The sequence below is a fragment of the Thermogemmatispora argillosa genome (assembly GCF_059696725.1).
The window spans coordinates 4,752,953-4,774,126 of record NZ_AP019377.1 but is presented as its reverse complement, the minus strand read 5'-3'; the positions used below and the strand labels follow the sequence as shown (position 1 = coordinate 4,774,126).

At 58.8% G+C, this 21,174-nt stretch carries 16 protein-coding genes and 1 other RNA gene; 11 read left to right on the top strand and 6 right to left on the bottom strand.

Going from position 1 to position 21,174, the window contains the following annotated elements; genetic code table 11:
- Window positions 1–76: 76 nt before the first annotated feature.
- Both lepA and mnmA read right to left on the bottom strand, forming a co-directional pair.
- Window positions 77–1,891, bottom strand: a complete 1,815-nt coding sequence (gene lepA, locus AC6H1L_RS18715) for a translation elongation factor 4 (RefSeq protein ID WP_497598977.1) — start codon at window positions 1,889–1,891, stop codon at window positions 77–79.
- Complete coding sequence (gene mnmA / locus AC6H1L_RS18710; protein ID WP_497598976.1) at window positions 1,888–3,036, bottom strand: tRNA 2-thiouridine(34) synthase MnmA; 1,149 nt, start codon at window positions 3,034–3,036, stop codon at window positions 1,888–1,890. The genes lepA and mnmA overlap by 4 nt, the downstream gene beginning before the upstream one ends.
- 737 nt (window positions 3,037–3,773) lie before the next feature.
- On the opposite strand from mnmA, the gene AC6H1L_RS18705 reads away from it, so the two are divergent.
- A complete protein-coding gene (locus tag AC6H1L_RS18705; RefSeq protein WP_497598975.1) occupies window positions 3,774–4,190 on the top strand; it encodes a hypothetical protein in 417 nt (138 codons plus the stop codon).
- A 431-nt stretch (window positions 4,191–4,621) separates the two neighbouring features.
- Here the strand turns inward: AC6H1L_RS18705 and AC6H1L_RS18700 are convergent, their stop codons facing one another.
- Window positions 4,622–4,903 (bottom strand): hypothetical protein, encoded by a 282-nt coding sequence (locus AC6H1L_RS18700; RefSeq protein ID WP_052888578.1) that lies wholly within the window; start codon window positions 4,901–4,903, stop codon window positions 4,622–4,624.
- A gap of 899 nt (window positions 4,904–5,802) precedes the next feature.
- Between AC6H1L_RS18700 and AC6H1L_RS18695 the strand changes: the two genes are divergently transcribed.
- From AC6H1L_RS18695 to AC6H1L_RS18680, 4 genes are all read left to right on the top strand, one after another.
- The gene (locus tag AC6H1L_RS18695) at window positions 5,803–7,671 is read left to right on the top strand and encodes a S53 family peptidase (protein ID WP_497598974.1); all 1,869 of its coding nucleotides are present in this window, start codon (window positions 5,803–5,805) and stop codon (window positions 7,669–7,671) included.
- A gap of 437 nt (window positions 7,672–8,108) precedes the next feature.
- Window positions 8,109–8,684 (top strand): leucyl/phenylalanyl-tRNA--protein transferase, encoded by a 576-nt coding sequence (aat, locus tag AC6H1L_RS18690; protein WP_497598973.1) that lies wholly within the window; start codon window positions 8,109–8,111, stop codon window positions 8,682–8,684.
- Between the two features lie 51 nt (window positions 8,685–8,735).
- Window positions 8,736–9,884: a glycerate kinase gene (locus tag AC6H1L_RS18685; RefSeq protein ID WP_497598972.1), complete on the top strand. Its 1,149-nt coding sequence runs from the start codon at window positions 8,736–8,738 to the stop codon at window positions 9,882–9,884.
- 358 nt (window positions 9,885–10,242) lie between these two features.
- Window positions 10,243–10,443, top strand: a complete 201-nt coding sequence (locus tag AC6H1L_RS18680; protein ID WP_052888571.1) for a hypothetical protein — start codon at window positions 10,243–10,245, stop codon at window positions 10,441–10,443.
- 177 nt (window positions 10,444–10,620) lie between these two features.
- On the opposite strand, the gene rnpB is transcribed toward AC6H1L_RS18680, so the two are convergent.
- An RNA gene (gene rnpB / locus AC6H1L_RS18675) (RNase P RNA component class A) lies at window positions 10,621–11,031 on the bottom strand.
- Between the two features lie 219 nt (window positions 11,032–11,250).
- Here rnpB and selD point away from each other — a divergent pair.
- From selD to rpoN, 3 genes are all read left to right on the top strand, one after another.
- Window positions 11,251–12,318, top strand: coding sequence for a selenide, water dikinase SelD (gene selD / locus AC6H1L_RS18670; RefSeq protein ID WP_497601567.1), 1,068 nt, complete (start codon window positions 11,251–11,253; stop codon window positions 12,316–12,318).
- Between the two features lie 5 nt (window positions 12,319–12,323).
- On the top strand, window positions 12,324–13,013 hold the full coding sequence (gene rnc / locus AC6H1L_RS18665) for a ribonuclease III (protein WP_497598971.1): 690 nt from the start codon (window positions 12,324–12,326) through the stop codon (window positions 13,011–13,013).
- Between the two features lie 104 nt (window positions 13,014–13,117).
- Entirely contained in the window at window positions 13,118–14,563 is a 1,446-nt protein-coding gene (rpoN, locus tag AC6H1L_RS18660) for an RNA polymerase factor sigma-54 (RefSeq protein WP_497598970.1), read from the top strand.
- Here the strand turns inward: rpoN and AC6H1L_RS18655 are convergent.
- Complete coding sequence (locus tag AC6H1L_RS18655; RefSeq protein WP_497598969.1) at window positions 14,549–16,591, bottom strand: Rqc2 family fibronectin-binding protein; 2,043 nt, start codon at window positions 16,589–16,591, stop codon at window positions 14,549–14,551. The genes rpoN and AC6H1L_RS18655 overlap by 15 nt on opposite strands.
- Window positions 16,592–17,162: 571 nt before the next feature.
- Between AC6H1L_RS18655 and gmk the strand changes: the two genes are divergently transcribed.
- From gmk to AC6H1L_RS18640, 3 genes are all read left to right on the top strand, one after another.
- Entirely contained in the window at window positions 17,163–17,813 is a 651-nt protein-coding gene (gene gmk, locus AC6H1L_RS18650) for a guanylate kinase (RefSeq protein ID WP_497598968.1), read from the top strand.
- Window positions 17,814–17,843: 30 nt separating this feature from the next.
- A complete protein-coding gene (glpX, locus tag AC6H1L_RS18645; RefSeq protein WP_497598967.1) occupies window positions 17,844–18,860 on the top strand; it encodes a class II fructose-bisphosphatase in 1,017 nt (338 codons plus the stop codon).
- 429 nt (window positions 18,861–19,289) lie between these two features.
- Window positions 19,290–19,814 carry a cupredoxin domain-containing protein gene (locus AC6H1L_RS18640; RefSeq protein WP_497598966.1) on the top strand — a complete coding sequence of 175 codons (525 nt, stop codon included), beginning with the start codon at window positions 19,290–19,292 and terminating at the stop codon, window positions 19,812–19,814.
- Window positions 19,815–20,032: 218 nt separating this feature from the next.
- On the opposite strand, the gene AC6H1L_RS18635 is transcribed toward AC6H1L_RS18640, so the two are convergent.
- Complete coding sequence (locus AC6H1L_RS18635; protein WP_497598965.1) at window positions 20,033–21,118, bottom strand: isocitrate/isopropylmalate dehydrogenase family protein; 1,086 nt, start codon at window positions 21,116–21,118, stop codon at window positions 20,033–20,035.
- Between the last annotated feature and the right edge of the window lie 56 nt (window positions 21,119–21,174).

Sequence of the window (21,174 nt, the reverse complement as noted above, 5' to 3'; positions counted from 1 at the left end):
GGTTGCGGGGCATACGTAAGATCTATTTATGCCCCGTTCTCTGTTTTTTTTGGGCTCATGTCTCTGTCTTCCAGCCTCATTCCCCTTCCTCTTTGAGGGAAAGCACCGCCATAAAGGCCTCCTGCGGGATCTCCACGCTACCAACCATTTTCATGCGCTTCTTCCCCTCTTTCTGTTTCTCTAGCAGTTTCTTCTTGCGCGTGACATCGCCCCCATAGCACTTGGCCAGCACATCTTTGCGTAGGGCTTTGATTGTTTCACGCGCGATGACTCGCGAGCCGATAGCTGCCTGAATCGGTACTTCGAAGAGCTGGCGTGGAATAAGCTTGTGTAATTTCTCCACCAGGGCACGCCCGCGGCGATAGGCCTCGCTCCGGTGCACAATGATAGAGAGAGCATCGACCGGCTGCCCATTGACCAGAATATCCAGCTTCACCAGATCGGCCTCACGGTATCCGGCAAAGCTGTAGTCCAGCGAGGCATAGCCCTGTGTCCGTGACTTGAGCTGGTCATGGAAATCCACAATTAACTCTGCCAACGGCATGCTATAGGTTAGCAGCACGCGGCCGGCCTCGATATATTTCATCTCCTTGAAGACGCCGCGCCGTGTCGTGACCAGCTCCATAATCGGGCCAATATAGCGGGCGGGCGAGAAGATAGAAAGATCTACCCACGGCTCTTCAATCTTCTCGATTTCGCCAGGCGAGGGGAAAGCTGAAGGGTTGTCGACCTTGACCACCTCTCCATTGCGCTTCGTGACATAGTATTCCACATTAGGGGCTGTGGCCAGAATGCGCAGGCCATACTCACGCTCCAGTCGCTCCTGAATGATCTCCATGTGCAGCAGGCCCAGGAAACCACAGCGGAAGCCGAAGCCCAGGGCTGCGGAGGTCTCAGGCTCGAAGGAGAGAGAGGCATCATTGAGCTGCAGGCGCTCCAGGGCGTCACGCAGCAACGGGTAATCCTCACTATCGACCGGGTAGAAGCCAGCAAAGACCATTGGCTTGGCCGGCTTATAGCCCGGCAAGGGTTCGATCTGGCCAAGAGCCTCGGGGACGGTCGCCGTATCGCCAACCCGACAATCTTTCACATTCTTGAAGCCTGTCGCCAGATAGCCTACCTCGCCCGCGCTGAGCGCCTGCGACGCCACCATACGTGGCTGAAAGTAGCCCGCTTCGAGAACCTCGGTCACGCTACCGGTGGCCATCATGGCAATCCGATCGCCGGCGCGCACGCTCCCATCCACAATGCGGACGTAGGCAATGACCCCTTTGTAGCTATCATAATGCGAATCGAAAACCAGTGCACGTAAGGGGCGCCCAAGGTTGCCATGCGGCGGCGGGATGCGCTCAACGATGGCCTCTAGAATCTCGCTGATGCCGATCCCTTCCTTGGCCGAGGCAAGCAAGCACTCGCTACCAGGGAGACCGATTACTTCTTCGACTTCCTGGCGCACTCGTTCAGGGTCAGCGCTAGGAAGGTCGATCTTGTTGATTACTGGAATAATGGTGAGGTCGGCCTCCAGAGCGAGATAGAGGTTAGCCAGGGTCTGGGCTTCGATTCCCTGGGTGGCATCGATGACGAGCAAAGCCCCTTCGCAGGCAGCAAGGCTGCGCGAGACCTCATATGTAAAGTCGACGTGCCCCGGCGTGTCAATCAGATTCAATTCGTACTGCTCGCCATCGCGGGCAGTATAGAGCATGCGCACAGCCTGGGCCTTGATGGTAATCCCCCGCTCTCGCTCTAGCTCCATCTGATCCAGCACCTGCTCCGTCATTTCACGGCTGGAAATGGTGCCAGTGTATTCCAGGAGGCGATCAGCCAGGGTCGATTTGCCATGATCGATATGCGCAATGATACAGAAATTGCGAATATGGGCCTGATCCGTCATGCTTCAATGATGCCTCCGCACAACACTTCATCACCGTCGGCGCCCCCATAGAAGACGGCGCCCTGCCCTGGTGTTACCGCCCGCACCGGTTGCTCCAGCGTGACCAGAGCCCGTCGGCCCTCCAAGGGCACCACACGCGCTCTTTGCTCGCTGGCCTTGTAGCGGATGCGAACAGCAGCTTCAAACGGCTCCGTCGGCATGTCGCCACTGATATAGTGCATGGAGTGAACGGTAAAGCTGGTACGCTCCAAGGCCTCTGCTGGGCCAACAATGAGGGCGTTCCGCTCAGCATCGATCTTGAGCACATGGAGCGGGCGGGACGAGGTCAGCCCGAGGCCACGCCGCTGCCCAATGGTGTAGAAGGCCAAGCCCCGGTGTTGGCCGAGCAGATTCCCCTCTTGATCATAGATCGGGCCAGGACGCGGAACCGGCAGGACACCACCAGGCTGGCCCCGAACAATCCCAGCCGCGACCTCACTGGCCGCATAGCGCTGGATAAACCCCCGATAGTCGTCGCGGGCCACAAAGCAAATTTCCTGGCTCTCCGGCTTGCTGGCCACGGGTAGACCGCGCTCCGCCGCCATGGCGCGCACCTGCTCTTTGGTATACGTCCCAAGTGGGAAACAGGCACGCGCAAGCTGCTCCTGGTTCAATACATGGAGCACATAAGACTGATCCTTTTGCCGATCAACTGCCCTCAGCAAGCGATACTTTCCTGTCACGGGATCGCGCTCAACACGCGCATAATGACCCGTGGCCAGATAGTCCGCCTCTAGCGCCAGCGCTCGGCGCAGGAGCACAGTGAAACGAATAAAGCGGTTGCAGACGAGACAGGGATTGGGCGTGTGACCAGCCACATACTCTCGATAAAAGTAGTCGACGACGTGCTCCTTAAATTCGTGCTCGACATTGACCAGATAGAAAGGAATGTCTAGCAGGCGCGCTACGCGCCGCGCATCGTCAACTGCCTCTAGCGAGCAGCACTTGTTCTGTACAACACGCTCAACGCCGTCGTCTTCCTCACTGCCAGGCTCAGCCCAGAGGCGCAGCATGATGCCTATGACTTCATGCCCCTGCTCTTTGAGAAGGGCCGCCGCCACCGAGCTATCCACACCGCCACTCATGGCAACAACAATCCTCGCCATATTACCGCTCCCTTCTCGCGACTCCTCACTCCTTTGATACCTTTCAACACCTCTAAATAGCCGAATACTGCATTTTTATAAAGCACCGTTATACTGCGCCACCGGCTCTCTTTACGCCGTTGATTGCTCGCGGCTCTCCTTGCTTTCCTGTCACCGACCCGCCTGCTAGCAGTCTAGAGTGAGCGAAAAAAGACTAGCCGACGAAAATGGCTAGCCTCCACGTGCAGACGGCGCTGGTCTCCTGTGCGGCTGTTGTTTCTCGACAGGGCAATGGAGACAGACAAAAGATGCGTACTCTCCTCTCTCGCTAAGCGTAGCACAGGTTGCCGGCCTTGTCAAATGGGCACAAATGGAGACGGTGCCTTCCTCGCAGCGCTCGTGCCCGTAGTGCTTGCTTCAAGGGGCCTCTCGACGCGAAGGCTACAATCGTGTATAATAGGCGCAACGTCCAGAAGCCCCGCAGCTACCTGCTGCCTGCCGGGCCAGGGCCTACCTCCCGCTTCTGGATGCCTGTAATCCAGCGGTAGCGGGTTGTGCTGTATCTCTGCATTCTAGCTAGCAATGTGGAGAGCTTGAGCTATAGAGTCATGCAGGCAGACAGGTCAGCAATACCAGAGCAGCTCTATTGCTGCGTGAAGATCTTAGCGGTGCCGTGCCGATCGCAGTGCATTAAGCCAGCAGGCCCGAAGAGGCCTGGAGCGACGGCAGCGGGCTCGCGTGAGCAGGAGTGAGTCAGCATGGCAAAGAAAGCAGGTGCACGCAGCGGGACCCGGCAGAAGGCCCGCGCGCAGAAGCACATCGAGCTGGTTCGCCAGGCGGGAGGAGAGCAAGTCGGTGCCTCTGCCCGGGAAGGCGGCGCAGCAGCGCAGAGTAAACCAAGCCCTCAAGCGGCTGTTACCGCCCAGTCTAGCCCGGCGGAGACGCGCGAGCAGGAGCAGACAGCGGCTGCTGCTGAAGTTTCTCGCTCGGCCAGCGCGGCCAGTAAGTTGGCTTCTCGCCGTCAGGCAAGCCGAGCTGCACAGCGGAGCGCTGCTTTAATTACTCCAGAGCACTACGCCTATGTCCGTCGAGATCTAGTGGTGATCGCGATCCTGGCCGCCATCATGTTCGCGACGTTGATCGTGCTCCATTTTGTGCCAGCTCTTGGCGGCTAAAGCTTCGCTTGAGCATGAGCGTTGTTGCTGTATGCGATCCGGGTCGGGTTCTTGCTGATCGCCGATCGATGGCAGCCGCGCGATGGCGGTAGGGGTTTTCTCTCGCGTCTGCCCCCTTGCTCAGTGCAGCTTCTGGCCTCAATCAAAGCCGCCCTAAGCCTTGCAGTGGAGTGTTTTTCTCTCTGCATTCACGGTCGCAATCATCCAAACCTGAATGGCCGGCAGGTTCCCAGGCCCCCAAAAAGAAAAGAGCAGAAGCACCGAGGTTCTCCACCTGCCCTCAGTGCTTCTTCTTTTTCTTCTCCTTCAGCGTGAAGCTTTCTTCATCTTGGATGGCTCGCCTGGCGACCACACAGCCGCCTAAAGCCAGGCCTCCAAACGGGAAAAGCCATGTGAGGCCCGCGGTACTGTGCTCCCTGTCCTTACCACCACTAGTGCATTAGGGGGCCAGTATTTAGCCCAGCGGAAATACCCTGGCGATGCTCAGCAGGGATGGTCACACCCAGCACGCGCTGCATGGCCATGGTGTGTGAACAATGTCCCCAATCCTGGAAGAAACGGCAGGTGCAGTTCCAGACCCCATGATCATAGTTGGTGGTATGGACATCGTTCTCACCACGGAACTTGGCTTCGAAGCGCGTGAACTGGATACGCTCCGGCTCTTCCGCATAGCGCTTGGCTTTGGCAATTTTGCTGATCATGCTTGAATTCACGGTCGGTACTCTCCTTCAGGTATAGCAAGCAAGCAACCACTGCGCATAGATGTCAACGGCGATTGCCTCACGAGGTGCGGACACTAGTTCATGCCAACAGGCTGGCCAATCCCATCCCATCAGCAAGGTGCTTGATGTACAAGAGGCTGATGGCCCGAGAGCAAGTCTCACCCTCCTTTCACGCGAAGTCTCGCCCCGGAGCAGAGGGACGAACAGCTACCAACTCTGGCCCACTCACTCCTATTCGCAATCAGATACGGAGGCCACCTGCGCCTGGGAGACATCCCAAGGGCGCAATCAGCAATCATGTGAAGAATTCGCTGCGTAGAGCCTGGCGATGAATGCACATTGACCGTGATTAAGAGAAATAAAAAACACCAGGGCCGAACCTCCCCAGTGTGTATGAGTCCTAGCTTTTGGCAGTATGGGCTGACACGCCTGCCTTCCGCGACGTAACCCGCACATCCTCTTTCTCTGAGTGCATAGGCGGCAACCCTCGTAATTGATGTCTTCCCCGTTGAAACTCTGTACCGTCCTGGTGAGAATAAGTATACCACAGATCGGCCCTAATGTCCAGGGGGCCTTGTGACCCCCTCCCCAAGCAGACGGACTCGGCCAGCACCCCAGCCGGGTTGAGCGCTGATTTCAGCGCTCAGTGCAGAGCTTCCTTCGCACAGTATTCGGCAGCCCTTCCTTACTTAGGCCACTCCGTTCATCTTAGATTGCCCACTTCTCTGTTAGCTACTCCACAGGAAGGCTATGGGTGGAATCACAGCGGTAACCGGCCAGGAAGGCTATGCTTTCTGATGAGATCCGCGATCGTTTCTCACGCGCGAAGTAGTGTGATCGTGACTCTTTAAGTTTTTTCCAAGGTTAGTATGTCAAAAGGAGCCAGGCCAATGAAGAAGGATTCCCGGTTACGTGCCACTGCCTCAGTGCGGACCGTAGCTAGCCAGCTTCTTAGTTGGCTGATGACCCTGATGGTTGTTTCTCTGCTGGATGGTTGCAACCTGCTTGCCAGCCCGGGCACTGCGCAACACGGCTCAAGCCCTACTCCCACGGCGGTCATCCCAAGGCAGGCCCCTAGCCCTCTGCCTCCCGAGCATCAGATCGTTGATCTGCCCACGCTTCGTCAGCTCCCGGGAGGCCAGCCGTTGCCAGCCAATCTCTCTCTCTCGTTGAGCTTCACTCTTATCTACAATAACGATGCTCTTGACCGCACTCTCCGGCAGATCTATACTCCCGGTTCGCCTCTTTACGGGCACTATTTGACCCCGCAGCAGATTCGTCAAAGCTTCGGCCCCGACGAACAACAGATCACGCTGGTCAAGCAGTGGCTGCTAGATCAAGGCTATCAGGTAGGGGCTGTTGATCCTCTAGCTACCCAGCTAGAGGTGACTGCCACTGTGGCAACGATTGAGCGCAGTCTCCATCTTCAGCTCCGGGAGTATGAGCTAAACGGGCAGCATTTCTATCTCGCTAGCGGTGTTCCCTCTCTTCCTCCACAGATTGCTTCTCTGGTACAGTCAATCATTGGCCTTAGCACTTTTGCTATGCCGCGCCCCTGGTCCTTCTTTGAGCCTCTAGGCCCGGCTCTGGCTGGGACCCAGGGAGCCGCCGCTTGCTCCAAGTATGGAGCTAAGCAGAGTCTGACTCGTGCTCAGCTAGCAGGCGCCTATCAGTTCACCCAGCTTTATCAGCGGGGGCTACAGGGCCAGGGTATCTCTATTGGAATTGCGGAATTCAGCGAGCCGTTTGACCCGCGCGATATAGTCACCTATGCAGCTTGTGCCGGCGTCCCCGCGCCGCGTATCCAGGTAGTCGACGTTCAGGGCCACACTCCTCGCGGCCCAGGTCAGGGCGAGGCCGCTCTTGACATCGAGTTGGCTGCCAGCCTGGCCCCGCAGGCTCAGATTGTGGTTTATCAGGCTGCCCAAGCCTCCATTCAAGCTATGCTAGCGGTCTTCCAACGCGTGGCAGCCGAGAATCGGGTTCAAGTCTTCAGCGTGAGCTACGGCGCAGCAGAGGACCAATTGAGCACTAACGAGCAGGAGATTTTCAATCAGCTATTGCGTATCATAGCGGCAGAGGGTATTTCGGTCCTGATCAGCAGCGGGGATTGTGGGGCTTTTACGGAGCGCATCCCCAATATCGCCGTGGTCTCGGCCCCGGCCAATGCGCCGTTTGCCATAGCAGTCGGAGGCACTACCCTCACAGTGGATCGGCAGAATCGGCGGCAAAGTGAAAGCGGCTGGGGTCGGGACCAAGACGCTGGTTTCATCTGTAGGAATGACTGGGGCAGCGGTGGCGGGGTCTCGCAAACTGCTGCCTTTAAGCGTCCGTACTGGCAAGTCGGGCCTGGTATGGATACTTCTTACAATGGCCAGAGGGGGCACATCCTCACTCCTAACCTGGAGCCATTGCAAGCGCCTAACGGCCTGCGCCAGGTTCCAGACGTAGCCGCTGCAGCCGATAATATCTGCATTTTCTGGCATGGACAATGGATACGTGTGGGTGGCACGAGTGCCGCAGCTCCTATCTGGGCGGCCGGTCTGGCCTTAGTTAATCAGGGTCTGCGGCAAGAGCATGCACCTCTCTTCGGGGGAGTGCCAACGGTTTATCGGCTCGCTCATCAGTCAGGTAATCCAGCCCCCTTCAACGATATTCTGCGCGGCGACAATGGTCTCTACCAGGCAACTCGCGGCTGGGACTACGTGACCGGCTGGGGTTCGCCTAATTTCCTGGCTCTGCTGCAGCGCCTGCGCTAAGCCCGGCGGACGTTGAAAACCCTCCGTTGTCAGGTCAGGGAGCACGCTCAAGCAGGGGTACAACGGCGGATCACGCAGGAGGGGAGAAGGGCAACTCCCTGCCCTGGCAGCCATGCCAGCTAGTCCAGCGAAGATCATGTCCCAATCGATCAACTGAGGACGGAATGTTTCGTCCGTCCCCGCTCGCTCAGACGCAGAGGCCAGCCCTCGGGTGAGAACTGCCCCACTAGAGAGGTCAGCCCGCCTGGCTGCCGACAGTCGTCTTGTGTTCGCTTCTGTGGCCCAGCCCAAACGAGCGGTGGGCCGTCCAACCCCTAATGGCAGCAAGCTCATGCCTTGCTAGAAGCTCATGAGCTTGCTATGCTACAATACATGGCAGCACAAGATCGGTCAAGCGCTCTATTGAAGCTTGTGGTACAGCTCGGAGGGCAAGCCGGATGGCGGATCAGCTTGATGTGACAACCGTGCTTTATGCCTATACACAAGGGATCTTCCCTATGGCCGATGCTCAGGGACACATCCACTGGTATGCCCCAGATCCACGCGCTATTCTTGAGCATGAGCGGCTGCACGTCTCTCGCTCGCTGCGTGCCACGCTACGTAAAGGCCTCTATGAGATTCGCATGGATACCGCCTTCACCGAGGTAATGCGTGCTTGCGCGGCCCGTGAGGAGACGTGGATCAGCGAGACGTTCATCGAGACCTATACAAAACTGCATTATCTTGGTCTGGCTCACAGTGTCGAGGCCTGGCACGCCGGCCAGCTCGTGGGAGGTCTCTATGGGGTAGCTCTTGGAGGGGCTTTTATGGGGGAAAGCATGTTCTCGCGGGCGACTGATGCCTCAAAAGTCTGTCTGGTGGCACTTGTTGAGCACCTCAAAAGTCGCGGCTACGTTCTGCATGATGTCCAGTTCTTGACACCCCATCTGGCCAGCCTTGGGGCGAGCGAGATTCCCCGACGCGAATATGAGCGGCGTCTGCGTCACGCTCTTCAATTGCCCTGCACCTGGTAGAGGCCGACGAAGCAAGGCCTGGACGAGGAAGAGAGAGGAAGGAAACGAGCTATGCGTATTGTGATCGCCCCCCAGGCTCTCAAGGGTAGCTTGACGGCCCCGGAAGCTGCGCGCGCTATTGCCCGCGGCCTTCAAGCCATGTTGCCAACCGCCGAGCTGGATCTTGTGCCCATTGCTGATGGCGGCGAAGGCACAGTTGAGGCGCTGGTCAGCGCCACAGGTGGTCGGCTGCTGCATCAGCGGGTGACCGGTCCCTTGGGTGAACCGGTGGAAGCGACGTTCGGGCTGCTCGGAGATGGACAAACTGCGGTGATCGAGATGGCCGCCTGCGCCGGTCTGCCCTTGGTCCCCCCAGAGCGGCGCGACCCTCGTTTGACAACGACTTATGGCGTAGGTGAGTTGATTCGGGCCGCGCTTGACCACGGCTGCCGTCATTTGATCATCGGTATTGGTGGCAGTGCGACCAACGACGGTGGGGCTGGTATGGCTCAGGCCCTCGGGGCCCACCTGCTCGACGCGGAGGGGAGGGAGCTGCCTTTTGGAGGCGCCGCTCTGGCACATCTGGCCCGTATTGTCATCGATGAGCTTGATCCACGCCTGCGTGAGAGCCGCGTCGAGGTCGCTTGCGATGTGACTAATCCACTGTGTGGGCCGCAGGGAGCCTCAGCGGTCTATGGTCCCCAGAAGGGAGCAACGCCTCCTATGATTGCCCAGCTTGATGCTGCCCTTGATCACTATGCCGAGATCATTCGGCGCGACCTGGGCTGCGCTGTGCGTGATATTCCTGGGGCGGGCGCCGCTGGTGGGCTGGGAGCCGGTCTATTGGCTTTTCTTCAGGCTACTCTGCGCTCAGGCGCTGATCTTGTGCTGGAAACGGTGCGTTTGCCAGAGCGTCTGCAGGGAGCCAGTCTGCTCATTACGGCGGAGGGACAGATCGATCGCCAGACGGCCTATGGCAAGAGCGTTGGCGCTGTGGCTTCCCTGGCCCAGCGCTACGGTATCCCTGTGCTGGCCCTGGCCGGTAGTTTGGGAGAAGAGTACCAGGTGGTCTACTCTTTGGGAGTCGAGGCGGTCATGCCCCTGCTCCCGGCCCCCCTCTCGTTGCAGGAGGCCATGACTCAGGCCGCTACCCTGCTGGCCGATGCGAGTGAGCGCGCTGCTCGTCTTCTTTTGCTGGGCCAGCGCCTTTCACCCTCTTGAAGGGTTTACCTTCTAGGGATATAATTCGTCTATACTAAAGGGAACAACTGTATGGGTCGGAGACGTGAAGAAACCGCTACGCCCTACCTGCCTGCTCAGCTGCCTCCGGGTAATGACCCTGCCCGGGCCTCCTGGTCGCTTCAAGCGGACTTCAGCAGCCAATCAGGCAGGACGTGGGGGAAACAGGATCATCACCTCTTGATTGCCGCTTCCAAAGCTCCGTCTGAGAAATATTGGAAGGGCGCAAAGATGTTGTATCCTGTGAACGGTTTCAAGCGTCTCTATAATTAAGCAGAGCGATAACAGGAGACGCTTGCTCAATCCGTTGGTAGTCCAGAATAGAGGGAGCGCCGTTATCATGCCGGACCGTCTCTACGCGACCGATAACGCAGACTTCGAACGCCTGCTGTCACTGGGATTCACAGAAAGCGAAGCCAAGCGGCTTCTCTATCTGCGAGACCATGTCGATGAGCAAGTTGAATATCGCGAGATCCTGGAGGAGAGCCGTCGACTTAACTTTATCCGCTGGTTGATCGAGCACGATCGGATCAGCAGGTAATGCAGATAGATTAAGCCAGAAAAGCGGTGGGTTAAGAGCCTGCCGCTTTTTTTGCTTGTTGCTGCGCGAGGCAAGCTGTCAGTCGACCTGGCTATGCAGGTATCTGGCAGGAGGAGCGGGATGGCCCTTTTCCAATGAGAAGCAGAGCAGGGCCGTTCTTGTGGAAAGCCGCTGTACGGGCCTGAGTAGGCCATAAGCCGAATTCTGTTCCCGTGTCACCTTGCGGTGGCCCGGGCGGCAATCATCCCTCTGGGACGACGGTTACCCGCCGCCTCTAGCGACCAACCCGAGGGTTAACAGGCGAGCAACCTGCGAGCACCCTCGCTCGCAGCCTCCAGCGCAGCCCACGAGGAGGTGTGCTACTCCCTCTGCTCGGTCTTGCTCCGGATGGGGTTTGCCCGGCCAGACGGTCACCCGCCTGCCGGTGGGCTCTTACCCCACCATTTCACCCTTACCCGCAGCGGCTAGTCAGCCGGCGGGCGGTATTGTTTCTGTGGCACTTTCCTTGGGGTCACCCCCACTGGCCGTTAGCCAGCATCCCGCTCTGTGGAGTTCGGACTTTCCTCGGATCAGCAGCCTGCCGCTCCGCCCCACCGGCCTGCGGTTAGCACGGCTGGAAGGCCGGAAGGGGGGAACGTTCAGCTGAGCTGACCCGCGATTGCCTGGCCTGCTCAGACCCGCACAGCCGAAATATAGAGTAACACAGTGAGAACAGTCCGTCTACAACGTTGACGAGCCTTATGCCAAGGCGTTACAATGACCTTGCACCTAATGAAAACGGGTTACGAACACGGGAACATTCCAGCCATGAGTACCGGTCGGCGCATCCGTTTAACTTCGCTGGCAAGCTGTGCCGGTTGAGCGGCCAAAATGGGCCCGGCGGCCCTGGCGCAGGTTCTGCGTCCCTTGAAAGCCCAGCATTTTCCGCCTTCCCTGCTCGTAGGCTTGAGCGCCGCCGATGATGCGGCGGTCTACCAGATCAATGAGCAGCAGGCGATTATTAGCACGGCGGACTTTTTCCCGCCCGTGGTAGATGACCCTTATGTTTTTGGGGCGGTCGCCGCTGCTAATGCCATGAGCGATGTCTATGCGATGGGCGGTGAAGTGCTGATGGCCATTAATCTGGTCGCCTGGCCCGACGATCTTGATCCGGGGCTCCTGAGCGAGATCTTACGCGGCGGAGCTGAGACAGTGGCCCGCGCTCAGGCAGTGATCGCCGGCGGCCATACCGTGAGCGATCGCGAGCCAAAGTATGGATTGGCTGTCACCGGTAGCGTCCACCCACAGCGCATCTTTACCAAAGGCGGCGCCCAGCCAGGCGATCTACTCGTACTCAGTAAGCCGCTTGGCACAGGGCTGATTACCACAGCCCATAAGCGCGAGCAGGTCGCCGAAGAGGATTTAGCGGCTGCCGTGGTCTCGATGATGCGCCTCAATCGCGACGCCAGCCGCGCCCTGGCCGAGCTGGCCGCCACCAGCGGGGGTGTGCATGCCGTGACCGATGTGACAGGCTTTGGTTTGCTTGGTCACGCCTGGGAAATGGCCTCTCAGAGTCTGACCAGCATGCGCTTCGCTTTCTCGGAGCTGCCGCTCTTGCCCCACGTCGAGGACTACGCGGCGCGCGGCTGTACGCCCGGCGGGACAAGCCGCAATCGGGCCTACTTCGGTCCCCATGTCCGGCTGGATCAGCGGCTGGATGCTACGGCGGAAGCCATTCTTTGGGACCCGCAGACCTCCGGCGGCTTGCTGGCCGCGATCGCCCCAGAATTGTGGCCCCGCCTGGCCGCATTGCAAGCTACTACCCCGTTCTGGCTCATCGGCGAGGTGACCACCAGGCATACAGAGGAGGCACAGGTGTTACTGGAGGTGTATTAACGACAATGGCTGCAGGATATAGAGCACTGGAAGAGGCCTTGGGCGTCGAGTTTCGCGACCCTGCTCTGTTGCAACTGGCCCTGACCCATCGCTCCTATATCTATGAAACGCCCGGTGCCGGGCGCGAGTCGAACGAACGCCTGGAGTTTCTCGGCGATTCGATCCTGGCTTTTGTCTGCGCTGATTTCCTGTACCGTACTTTTCCTCAGCTTAATGAGGGTGAGCTGAGTAATCTGCGCGCCGCCTTGGTGAAGACAGAGACTCTTGCTCAGTTTGCACGCGATCTCAATTTGCGCTCTTTCCTCCTCCTTGGAAAGGGAGAGCAACAGAGCGGCGGCAGTCAGCGCGTGCTTGCCTCAGCCTTCGAGGCAGTATTAGGGGCGATCTATCTTGATCAGGGGTTGGAGGCGGTGCGTCGTGTGATTATTCCTCGCGTAGAGCCGCTGGCTCACACCATTGTTGAGAAGCGCCTCTTTAAGGACAGTAAATCGTTGCTTCAGGAGCTGGCTCAGGCTCGCGAGGGCATTACTCCCTCTTACCGCCTCGTCAGTCAGGAAGGCCCTTCCCATAACCGCGAGTTCACGGTCGAGGTGCTCCTAGGCGAGCGGGTCATTGGTCGTGGCCAGGGGCGCAATAAGCAGGCAGCTGAACAGGAAGCCGCCCATGCGGCGCTGGATAGTCGCGGCTGGCTATAGTCCAGCAGCTCTACCCGTCAGGAAGCATTGGTTCAATGGCACGACGCTTACTCTTTCGGAAAGAAAGGGTTGGTTGGTTAGCAGGATAGGGAGGAGGGAACGCTATGCGACTGGAGCCGACGCCGCGTCCAGAACAGACCCTGCGAGTCAGCGCGCGGCTAATCACAGCGAGTACGATCCTGCATTTATCTTCAGACGAGTTGGAGCGTTGTATTAATCAGGAGCAGACCGAGAATCCTGCCCTGGAGGTTCAGGAGCAGCGCGTCTGCCTTTTCTGTGGAGCCTTGCTCCGAGGCACCCGCGCCACTGTTTGCAGCTCCTGCGGTCACTATCTACCTGCAGACAGCGCCGAGGGTTCTCCTCCCCTCGATGAGAACGGGGCCGGCCCGGCCTGGGAGTCTTTCCGGCAGCCCTTCTACGATATGGATAACTACGGCTTCGTCGAGGCTGACTCCGAGGCCGAGGGCGACCCGCTGGCCCGCATTGCCACCCCTGAACCACTAGCGGAGCGCCTGCTGCACCAGCTAGAGGCCCTCATCCCCCCCGAAGAGGCTCCCATCGCCGAGCACCTGGTCGGGAACTTGAACGAGCGCGGCTATCTGGAGATCAGTACGGCAGAAATTAGCCGCTATCTGCATGTCCCTCTAGAGCGGGTCGAGTATGTGCTCAAGCAGCTTCAAACCCTGGAGCCGCTGGGCATCGGCGCGCGCGACCTACGTGAGTGCCTTCTGATCCAGCTAGAAGCCTTGGCCGAGCAAGAGGAACCTCACCCGCTGGCCCGCACGCTGATCGAGCGCTATCTTGATCGCCTGGGACGCAGTCAATTCCAGGAAATCGCCCGTGAGCTGAAGGTGCCTGAGCAGGAAGTCCGGGCCGCCAGTGCTTACATTCGCAGTCGCCTCTACCCTTTCCCCGCCCATACCTACCGCCTCGATAGCCATTCCTCCCAGCGCGCAAGCAGCGCGATGTACGTGCGCCCCGACGTCGTGATCCGCCGCGGCGATAACGGCTTCGAAGTCGAGTTGATTGAAGAGAAGCGCTATCACTTCTCAGTCAATCGCAGCTACCGCTCTCCAGACGGTACAGCTACAAACTCTGCCTTGCAGCGCTATTTCTCCCAGCAGAGCGATCGCGCTCGCTTTTTTATCGATTGCATTCAACGTCGCTGGCGCACACTGAAACAGGTGGCAGAGGTCGTTGTTGAGCAGCAGCGCGACTTTCTGGAGAAGGGCATTCGCTATCTGCGCCCGCTAACCCGCGCCGAGGTGGCAGCCCGTCTGGGCCTTGACGAAGGGACCGTGAGCCGCGCCACCGCCAACAAGTATGCGCTGCTGCCCAATGGACGCTTGATTCCCTTCTCCGACTTTTTCGATAGCTCGCTTGGCGTCAAAGATATCCTGCGTGAGATCATTCAGCAGGAGGCTCCGCAGCGTCGCTTGAGTGACGAAGAGCTACGCCGCTTGCTGGCCGAGCGCGGCATTCACCTGGCCCGGCGCACGGTGACCAAGTACCGCGAGGAGATGGGCATCGGCTCTTCACGTGAGCGCTGACGGTCGCGCATAGATGGTTCGTTCATGGTCGTAAACGACCATCCCTGGCCCTCCCCCTTTCATATGCCTTACGTAGCGCTGGAGGGTATAGTCCACTGGTACGCTACTGTTGCCACGCGCCTGACTGTAATAGGCCGCCAGGCTGGCCGCCTGCTCAAGGGTGCTCTGCGGCACCTGACGGCCTGCCGTCTTGATAATGACATGCGCACCAGGTACCCCGCGAGCGTGTAGCCAGATATCATTGCCGCTCGCTTGATGGAAGGTTACCTCCTCGTTCTGGCGACTGTTGCGCCCCACTAGAATGGTAAAGCCATCGCGGCTCTGGACGTAGAGCGGCACACCGCCGCCTGGAGGCACGGCTTTTCCACGACCAGCTTTCTTCTTGCTTGCTTTCGTCTGCCCTTCAGGGCCTTTTTTCTCATGCAGGTACCCAGCCGCCTGGATCTCAGCCTTGACTAGCTCGATCTCTTCCGGCGTCTCGGCCAGGGTCAAGTCGGTCAGCAACTGCTCTAGCGTCGCCAGCTCGGCCTGATTGCGCTCAATTTGCTCAGGTAGGAGTGCCGCCGCCCGGCGCATCTTCTGATACCTGGCAAAGAGCCGGTTAGCGTTGCCCACGGCGTCGAGACGGGGATCAAGCTCAATGGTGACCTTGGGCAGGTCATCCTGGTGATTCTGGAGATTGTCGGCCGCAAAAAGATCAGGCAGGCTGACCTGCGTCTGCCCACGTTCTATCTCGTGCTGAAAGGTCAGTAGCAGCTCGCCTTGCCGACGATAGTTCTCCGCCCCGGCGAGCGCCTGCTGTTCTTCCTCCAGTGCCGCAGCGCGTCGGCGGCAGCGTTCAATCTGGGCCTGGAGCAGTCTGCGCAGTGGCGCTTTCCGGCTCTCAAGGGCATCGAGCCACTCGCTACGAGCGTAGAAGTCGTCGATCAGAATGTTGATCGATGACGACTCGCGAATGCGCACCCCTGCCAGAGTGCTATATTGCTCCAATACGTAGGGCGCAAAGGCCAGGGGGATAGTCTGCTCCTCTGCCCCGGCCCCCGCCGCAGAGGCCTCCTCCAGACGCTCGACAAGCTGTGGACGCCAGCGATGAGTATCGTAGAGAGTCGCCAGATCACGAATATTCCAGGCCAGCTCTTCCCACTGCTCTTGGCTCAGGTCTAACCCGGCCTCGCTGTCGCCCAGGGCGCGATAGACGGCCTCGCGCGCCAGTAGGGGGCTGAAGCCAAGCAAGTGGCGGACAAGCAGCTGCCACAGCCTGGGCGACTCTTCCCTACTTCGCCGCGGCGCCTTGAGCGTCTCCCCTCCCTCTGCCGACATCGACTCGCCTCCCTCGTTGCCTGGAATGATGGCAAGCTGGGCTGCGGTGACGGTTGTCGGCTCCAAACGCGGCAGGAGCTGACCGGCAAAGTGACGCTGCTGGGGCGGTGGCGGTACATAGGGGACGTTGGGCACGATCACCCGATAACGGTTGATCTCTGAGCCAATGCGTTTATGACAGCCAAGAATCAGCCCTTCCTCATTACAGAGCACAATGTTACTGGTGCGCCCCATGATCTCGGCAATCAGGTGGAGTCGCTGATAGTCGGCAGTCGGCATGGTAGTGACGCCCTGGTTGCTGCCTCCAGGCTGCTCGTCAGGGTCGAGAGCTTGAAGCTCATCTTCATCATCGGATCGAAGCCGCGCCCGAAAGACCAGATCAAGGACTCGCTCCCAGCGCGGTTGCTCGACGGCCTCAAGGCGTGCCCCCTCCAGATATTTGCGTAATAGCATCACGAAGGGCGGGGGCTCAGGGACGATACGCGGCGGTTTGCGCAGAGTGAGATGGAGACGCGCAAGCTGCGGATGAGCAGAGAGATAGAGCCAGCGTTTCTGCCCCTTCTCGTCGACTCCTGGCCGTGGCGGACAGTAGCACTCGATAGCAATAGAGTGCTCCGTGGGTGGGATGATCGTTTCGACACGCGCACCAATTAAGAGGGCGCGCAATTCATCAGCGACAGCAGCAAGAGTGATGGCGTCGACGTACATGCGAGAAACCTCACCGGTGGCTATAGCGTTTCGGGATATTGTACAATTATAGCAGTCCTGGTTCATCCCTTACCTTACGCCGGGCAGGCGCCAGGGAGAGCAGATCGGCACCTCCTTCGCGTGGTCTTCTCCGCAAGTGTTGTGCCCCCGAGAAGCCTCGTCTGTGCGTCACGCTGCCCGCGTAGCCAGCCAGCTAGACGCAGTCAGTCGGCTGAGTGCGTCGATCGGCGCAGTCCGGTCACCCGGGCGGACAGATCAACCAAGGCCTGTCATAGCCACTCTTTGCGCAGTAGGCACCTTGCAGGCGATCCAGGCAGACCGCCTGAGTCTACGTACGAATACGACGTCAAGACGCTGGAAGACAAGGACGTCTATCGCCATCCACGAGCCAGGGTTACTCTGCAGGGAGGGTCGCCCTTGTTCTGTCTTTCCGGTCTTGCTGCCTACGGGATGAAAGGGATGACTGGATCGGCTCAGGCGTTGGTCAGCCACTATGCCCAGGCTACGCCTGGCACAGCAACATAAGTAGCTCGGCAGCTCAGAGCATAGCCCAATAGAGCAGGAACGCAGCATGCATCTTGAGATGGAGCCAACAGCCGAGAAAGAGAGTATTACGCTCCGAACAGGGGAGAAGCAAGGATTGCTCTTTGTGCTTTCCGCTCCCTCGGGGACGGGCAAGGATAGCGTCATTCAGGCGCTGAAGCAGCAGGGCATGGATTTTCATGTGGTGACCTCGGTGACCACACGGGCACCTCGGCCCGGCGAGAGCGAAGGTCATCCTTACCATTTCATTAGCTACGAGGAGTTTCAGCAGCTCGTGGACAATGACGAGCTGATCGAGTATGCCAATGTGCATGGTCACTGGTACGGGCAGCCCCGCCGCCAGATTAAAGAGAACCTGGCAGCGGGCCGCGATGTTCTACTCAAGGTTGATGTGCAGGGCGCCGCAACTATCCGGCGCAAGATCCCCCAGGCCATCCTTATTTTCCTGGCCCCTGAAACACACGAGGAGCTGGCTCAGCGCTTGAGCCGGCGTCAGACAGAAGACGCGGAGCAATTCCGCCGGCGTCTCGCCGATGCGGCTAACGAGCTGGCCCAGTACCACTGGTACGATTATCTGGTCATCAACCGCGAGGGCCAGCTTGCCCAGGCGGTCGAGCAGGTTCGCGCCATTATGATCGCCGAACACTGCCGCGTCCAACCGCGTTATGTGGAACTCTAAGGCAGCTTTAGACGTTTGAGAGGAGGCCGTATGACGGACGTACGTTTCGAGCAATCCGGTACCAAAGAGCGTAACTTAGCAATGGAGCTGGTGCGTGTTACCGAGGCGGCGGCCCTGAGCGCAGGCCGCTGGATGGGACGGGGCGATAAGGAGAAGGCCGATCAGGCCGCTGTGGATGCCATGCGCCAGGCCCTCGATGGGGTCGATATGGACGGCGTTGTTGTGATCGGTGAGGGCGAGAAAGATGAGGCGCCCATGCTCTACATTGGGGAGCGCGTCGGGAACGGCTCGCCCCCACAAGTCGATGTTGCAGTCGACCCAATTGATGGAACTCGCCTGCTCTCCCTGGGTCTGCCAGGCGCGCTGGCAGTGGTCGCTACTGCTGAGCGCGGTACCATGTACTCTGCCCCGCCCGGGGTCTTCTATATGGAGAAGATCGCCGTTGGTCCCGCAGCCAGGGATGTTATCGATATTAATGCTCCGGTCGCTGTCAACCTGGAGCGGATCGCTCGGGCTAAGGACGCTCAGATTGACGACCTGACCGTGATTATTCTCGATCGACCGCGCCATCAGGAGATCATCCGCCAGATTCGTGAGGCCGGCGCTCGCATTCGCTTGATCAGCGATGGCGACGTGGCGGCAGCGATTCTAGCCGCGATGGAGGACTACCGCGGCGTCGATGTTCTGATGGGTATCGGAGGCGCTCCAGAGGCTGTTCTTGCGGCAGCAGCTATTAAGTGTCTGGGCGGCGCAATGCAGTGCAAGGTCTGGCCACGCTCAGATGAGGAGCGCGAAAAGTTCAAAGCCGAGGGCATCGATGTCGACCAGGTGCTGACTATCGATGATCTGGTGCGCAGCAACGATGTCGCCTTTGCGGCTACGGGCATCACAAGCGGCGAGCTGCTTGATGGTGTTCAGTACTTCGGCTGGGGTGCGCGCACCTCCTCTATTATGATGCGTTCACGCTCCGGTACCGTACGCTATATCCAGGCGCGCCATAAGTGGCGCCGCGGCTCAGGTCTTGCCCAGGCTCAAGCCGCTCGCTAGCAAGTTTGCGCTCTCCTTTCACTCTGTAGCGGCGCTTCCCGTTCCCCTCTACTTGGAGTGCACACCGGCGTATATGGATGGCTTATGTCTGTCTCTTATCAGAGTAAGCAGGCAGGCGGAACGGGAAGCGCCTCCAGGCGCTGGATCAGTTTCTCCCACACGTATTCGTAAGTGCATTTACCCAAGATGGTGTCTCTGTCTTAAGTGCTTCAACCTCCCAGGCGGTTTATTATCTCCTCTTTTGGGAATCGCTCTCCGGGCGCGATGTAAGCCCTTATCTGTTGACACGAGCTTCCCCTGACGTATGTAACCCTCTTCCGTATTGGCCTTATAGAGATCGCGAGAGACAGGCGAAGAGACGGCGCCGCCTTGCCTGTTGGAAGAACACCAGGAGCTGCATCCTTTGCTAAGCAGGAGGAGGAGCTTATTATGCCTCGATCACCTCGTGGAGCAACAGCCTTGGCGCGTCACAATCCCAGTGGGAGACCGGGCAGGCCGCGCCAGTCGCTCAGTGTCTGGTTACCGCTGCTCAGCGCCGCCGTCCTCATTACCTTCCTTCTCGTAGCCTGTGGCGGTAGTAGCAGCCCCACCAGCAGTAGTACCACGCCAGTGGCCAGCAGCACTCAACCTACGGCTAGCTCCACTACGGCTGTCACTCCCCAAACTACTCAACCGGCCTCTGGGGCTGCCACGGTGCAAATACAGATTATCGAGCAGAACGAGCGTTATCAGTTCACGCCTCAGACACTGACCATCAAGAAGGGCACGCGAGTCGTATGGCTCAACAAGTCGGACGCGCCGCACACTGTAACGAGCACCAACGGAGCCTTTGCCGATTCTGGCACGATCGCGGCGGGTGCGACCTTCACCCTGCTCTTCACAACAGCAGGCACCTACCAGTACCACTGTAGCATTCACACCTACATGACAGCTACTATCATCGTCACTGCCTAGCCCACGGCACGGGGACAAGAAAGCAAGGGGGACAAATAGACTAAGGGAGCCAGGGGCTCGTTTCAGGCCCCGCTATCAGCGGCGGGCGAACTCAAGCTACCCGCTTCTGAAGCGGAGAAACGTGGTCTGAAGCGAGTCCCATCAGTCAAAAAGAGGCTGTTATCCAGCAAGAGAGAGCGCCTGGCTGAGCCAGCGATCCAGCAGGCCAATCTTGGCGCTCACAGGCGCTGGAGCTTCTCGATCACCGCATCAGCAACCTGAGAAGTGCCCACCGCCGTCGGATCGTCAGGGCGTGGCTTAAGATCGTAGGTGACGTTCTTCCCTTCAGCAATCACTTGAGCAATCGCCTTCTCTAGGCGATTGGCAGCCTCCTTCTCGCCTAAATGACGGAGCATCAGCACGCCGGAGAACATCATCGCCATCGGATTGACCTTGTTCTGCCCGGCATACTTGGGGGCACTGCCATGCACTGGCTCAAAGACAGCGTACTGATTGCCAATATTCGCCCCAGGCGCCACCCCCAGCCCACCAATGAGACCCGCCGAGAGATCGGAGACGATATCACCGTAGAGATTGGGCAAGACCAAGACATCGTATTGCTCTGGTTTCTGAACAAGCTGCATACAAATATTATCTACAATACGGTCTTCAAACTGGATATCGGGATACTCACGGGCGACCTCTTGGGCTGTGGCGAGAAAGAGGCCATCGGAGAACTTCATAATATTCGCTTTATGAATCGCTGTGACCTTGCGGCGACCATGCTCACGGGCATAGTTAAAAGCAAAGCGAACAATGCGGCGGCTGGCAGCCACCGAAATATATTTGAGGCTAATGGCCGATTCGGGGTCCAGGCGCGTACCGGTGGTGCGCTCCACAAGCTCAATCAGCTCTGCCAGCTCGGGCGAGCCGCGCTGAAACTCAATACCGGCATAGAGATCCTCAGTATTCTCGCGCACAATGATCAGGTCAACATGCTCGTAACGGGAGCGGAGTCCAGGGTAAGTCTTGGCCGGGCGAACATTGGCATAGAGATCAAGCTTTTTGCGCAGAGTGACATTGGCGCTGCGCACTCCTTTGCCCACAGGCGTGGTAATTGGTCCCTTGAGAGCCACTTTGGTGCGCTTGATCGATTCGATGACCTCATCGGGTAGAATTGTCCCCTGTTTCTCCAGGGTTTCCATGCCCGCCTGGCAGACCTCCCAGCGGAATTCCACCCCCGTCGCCTCGAGCACGCGACGGGTCGCCGTGGTAATCTCCGGTCCGGTCCCATCTCCAGGGATGAGGGTTACCGCATGCGGCATGAAGTCCTCCAGAACTGCAGAGTTTGTTTGTAGCAAAGAGCTTGAGCAATCATGTA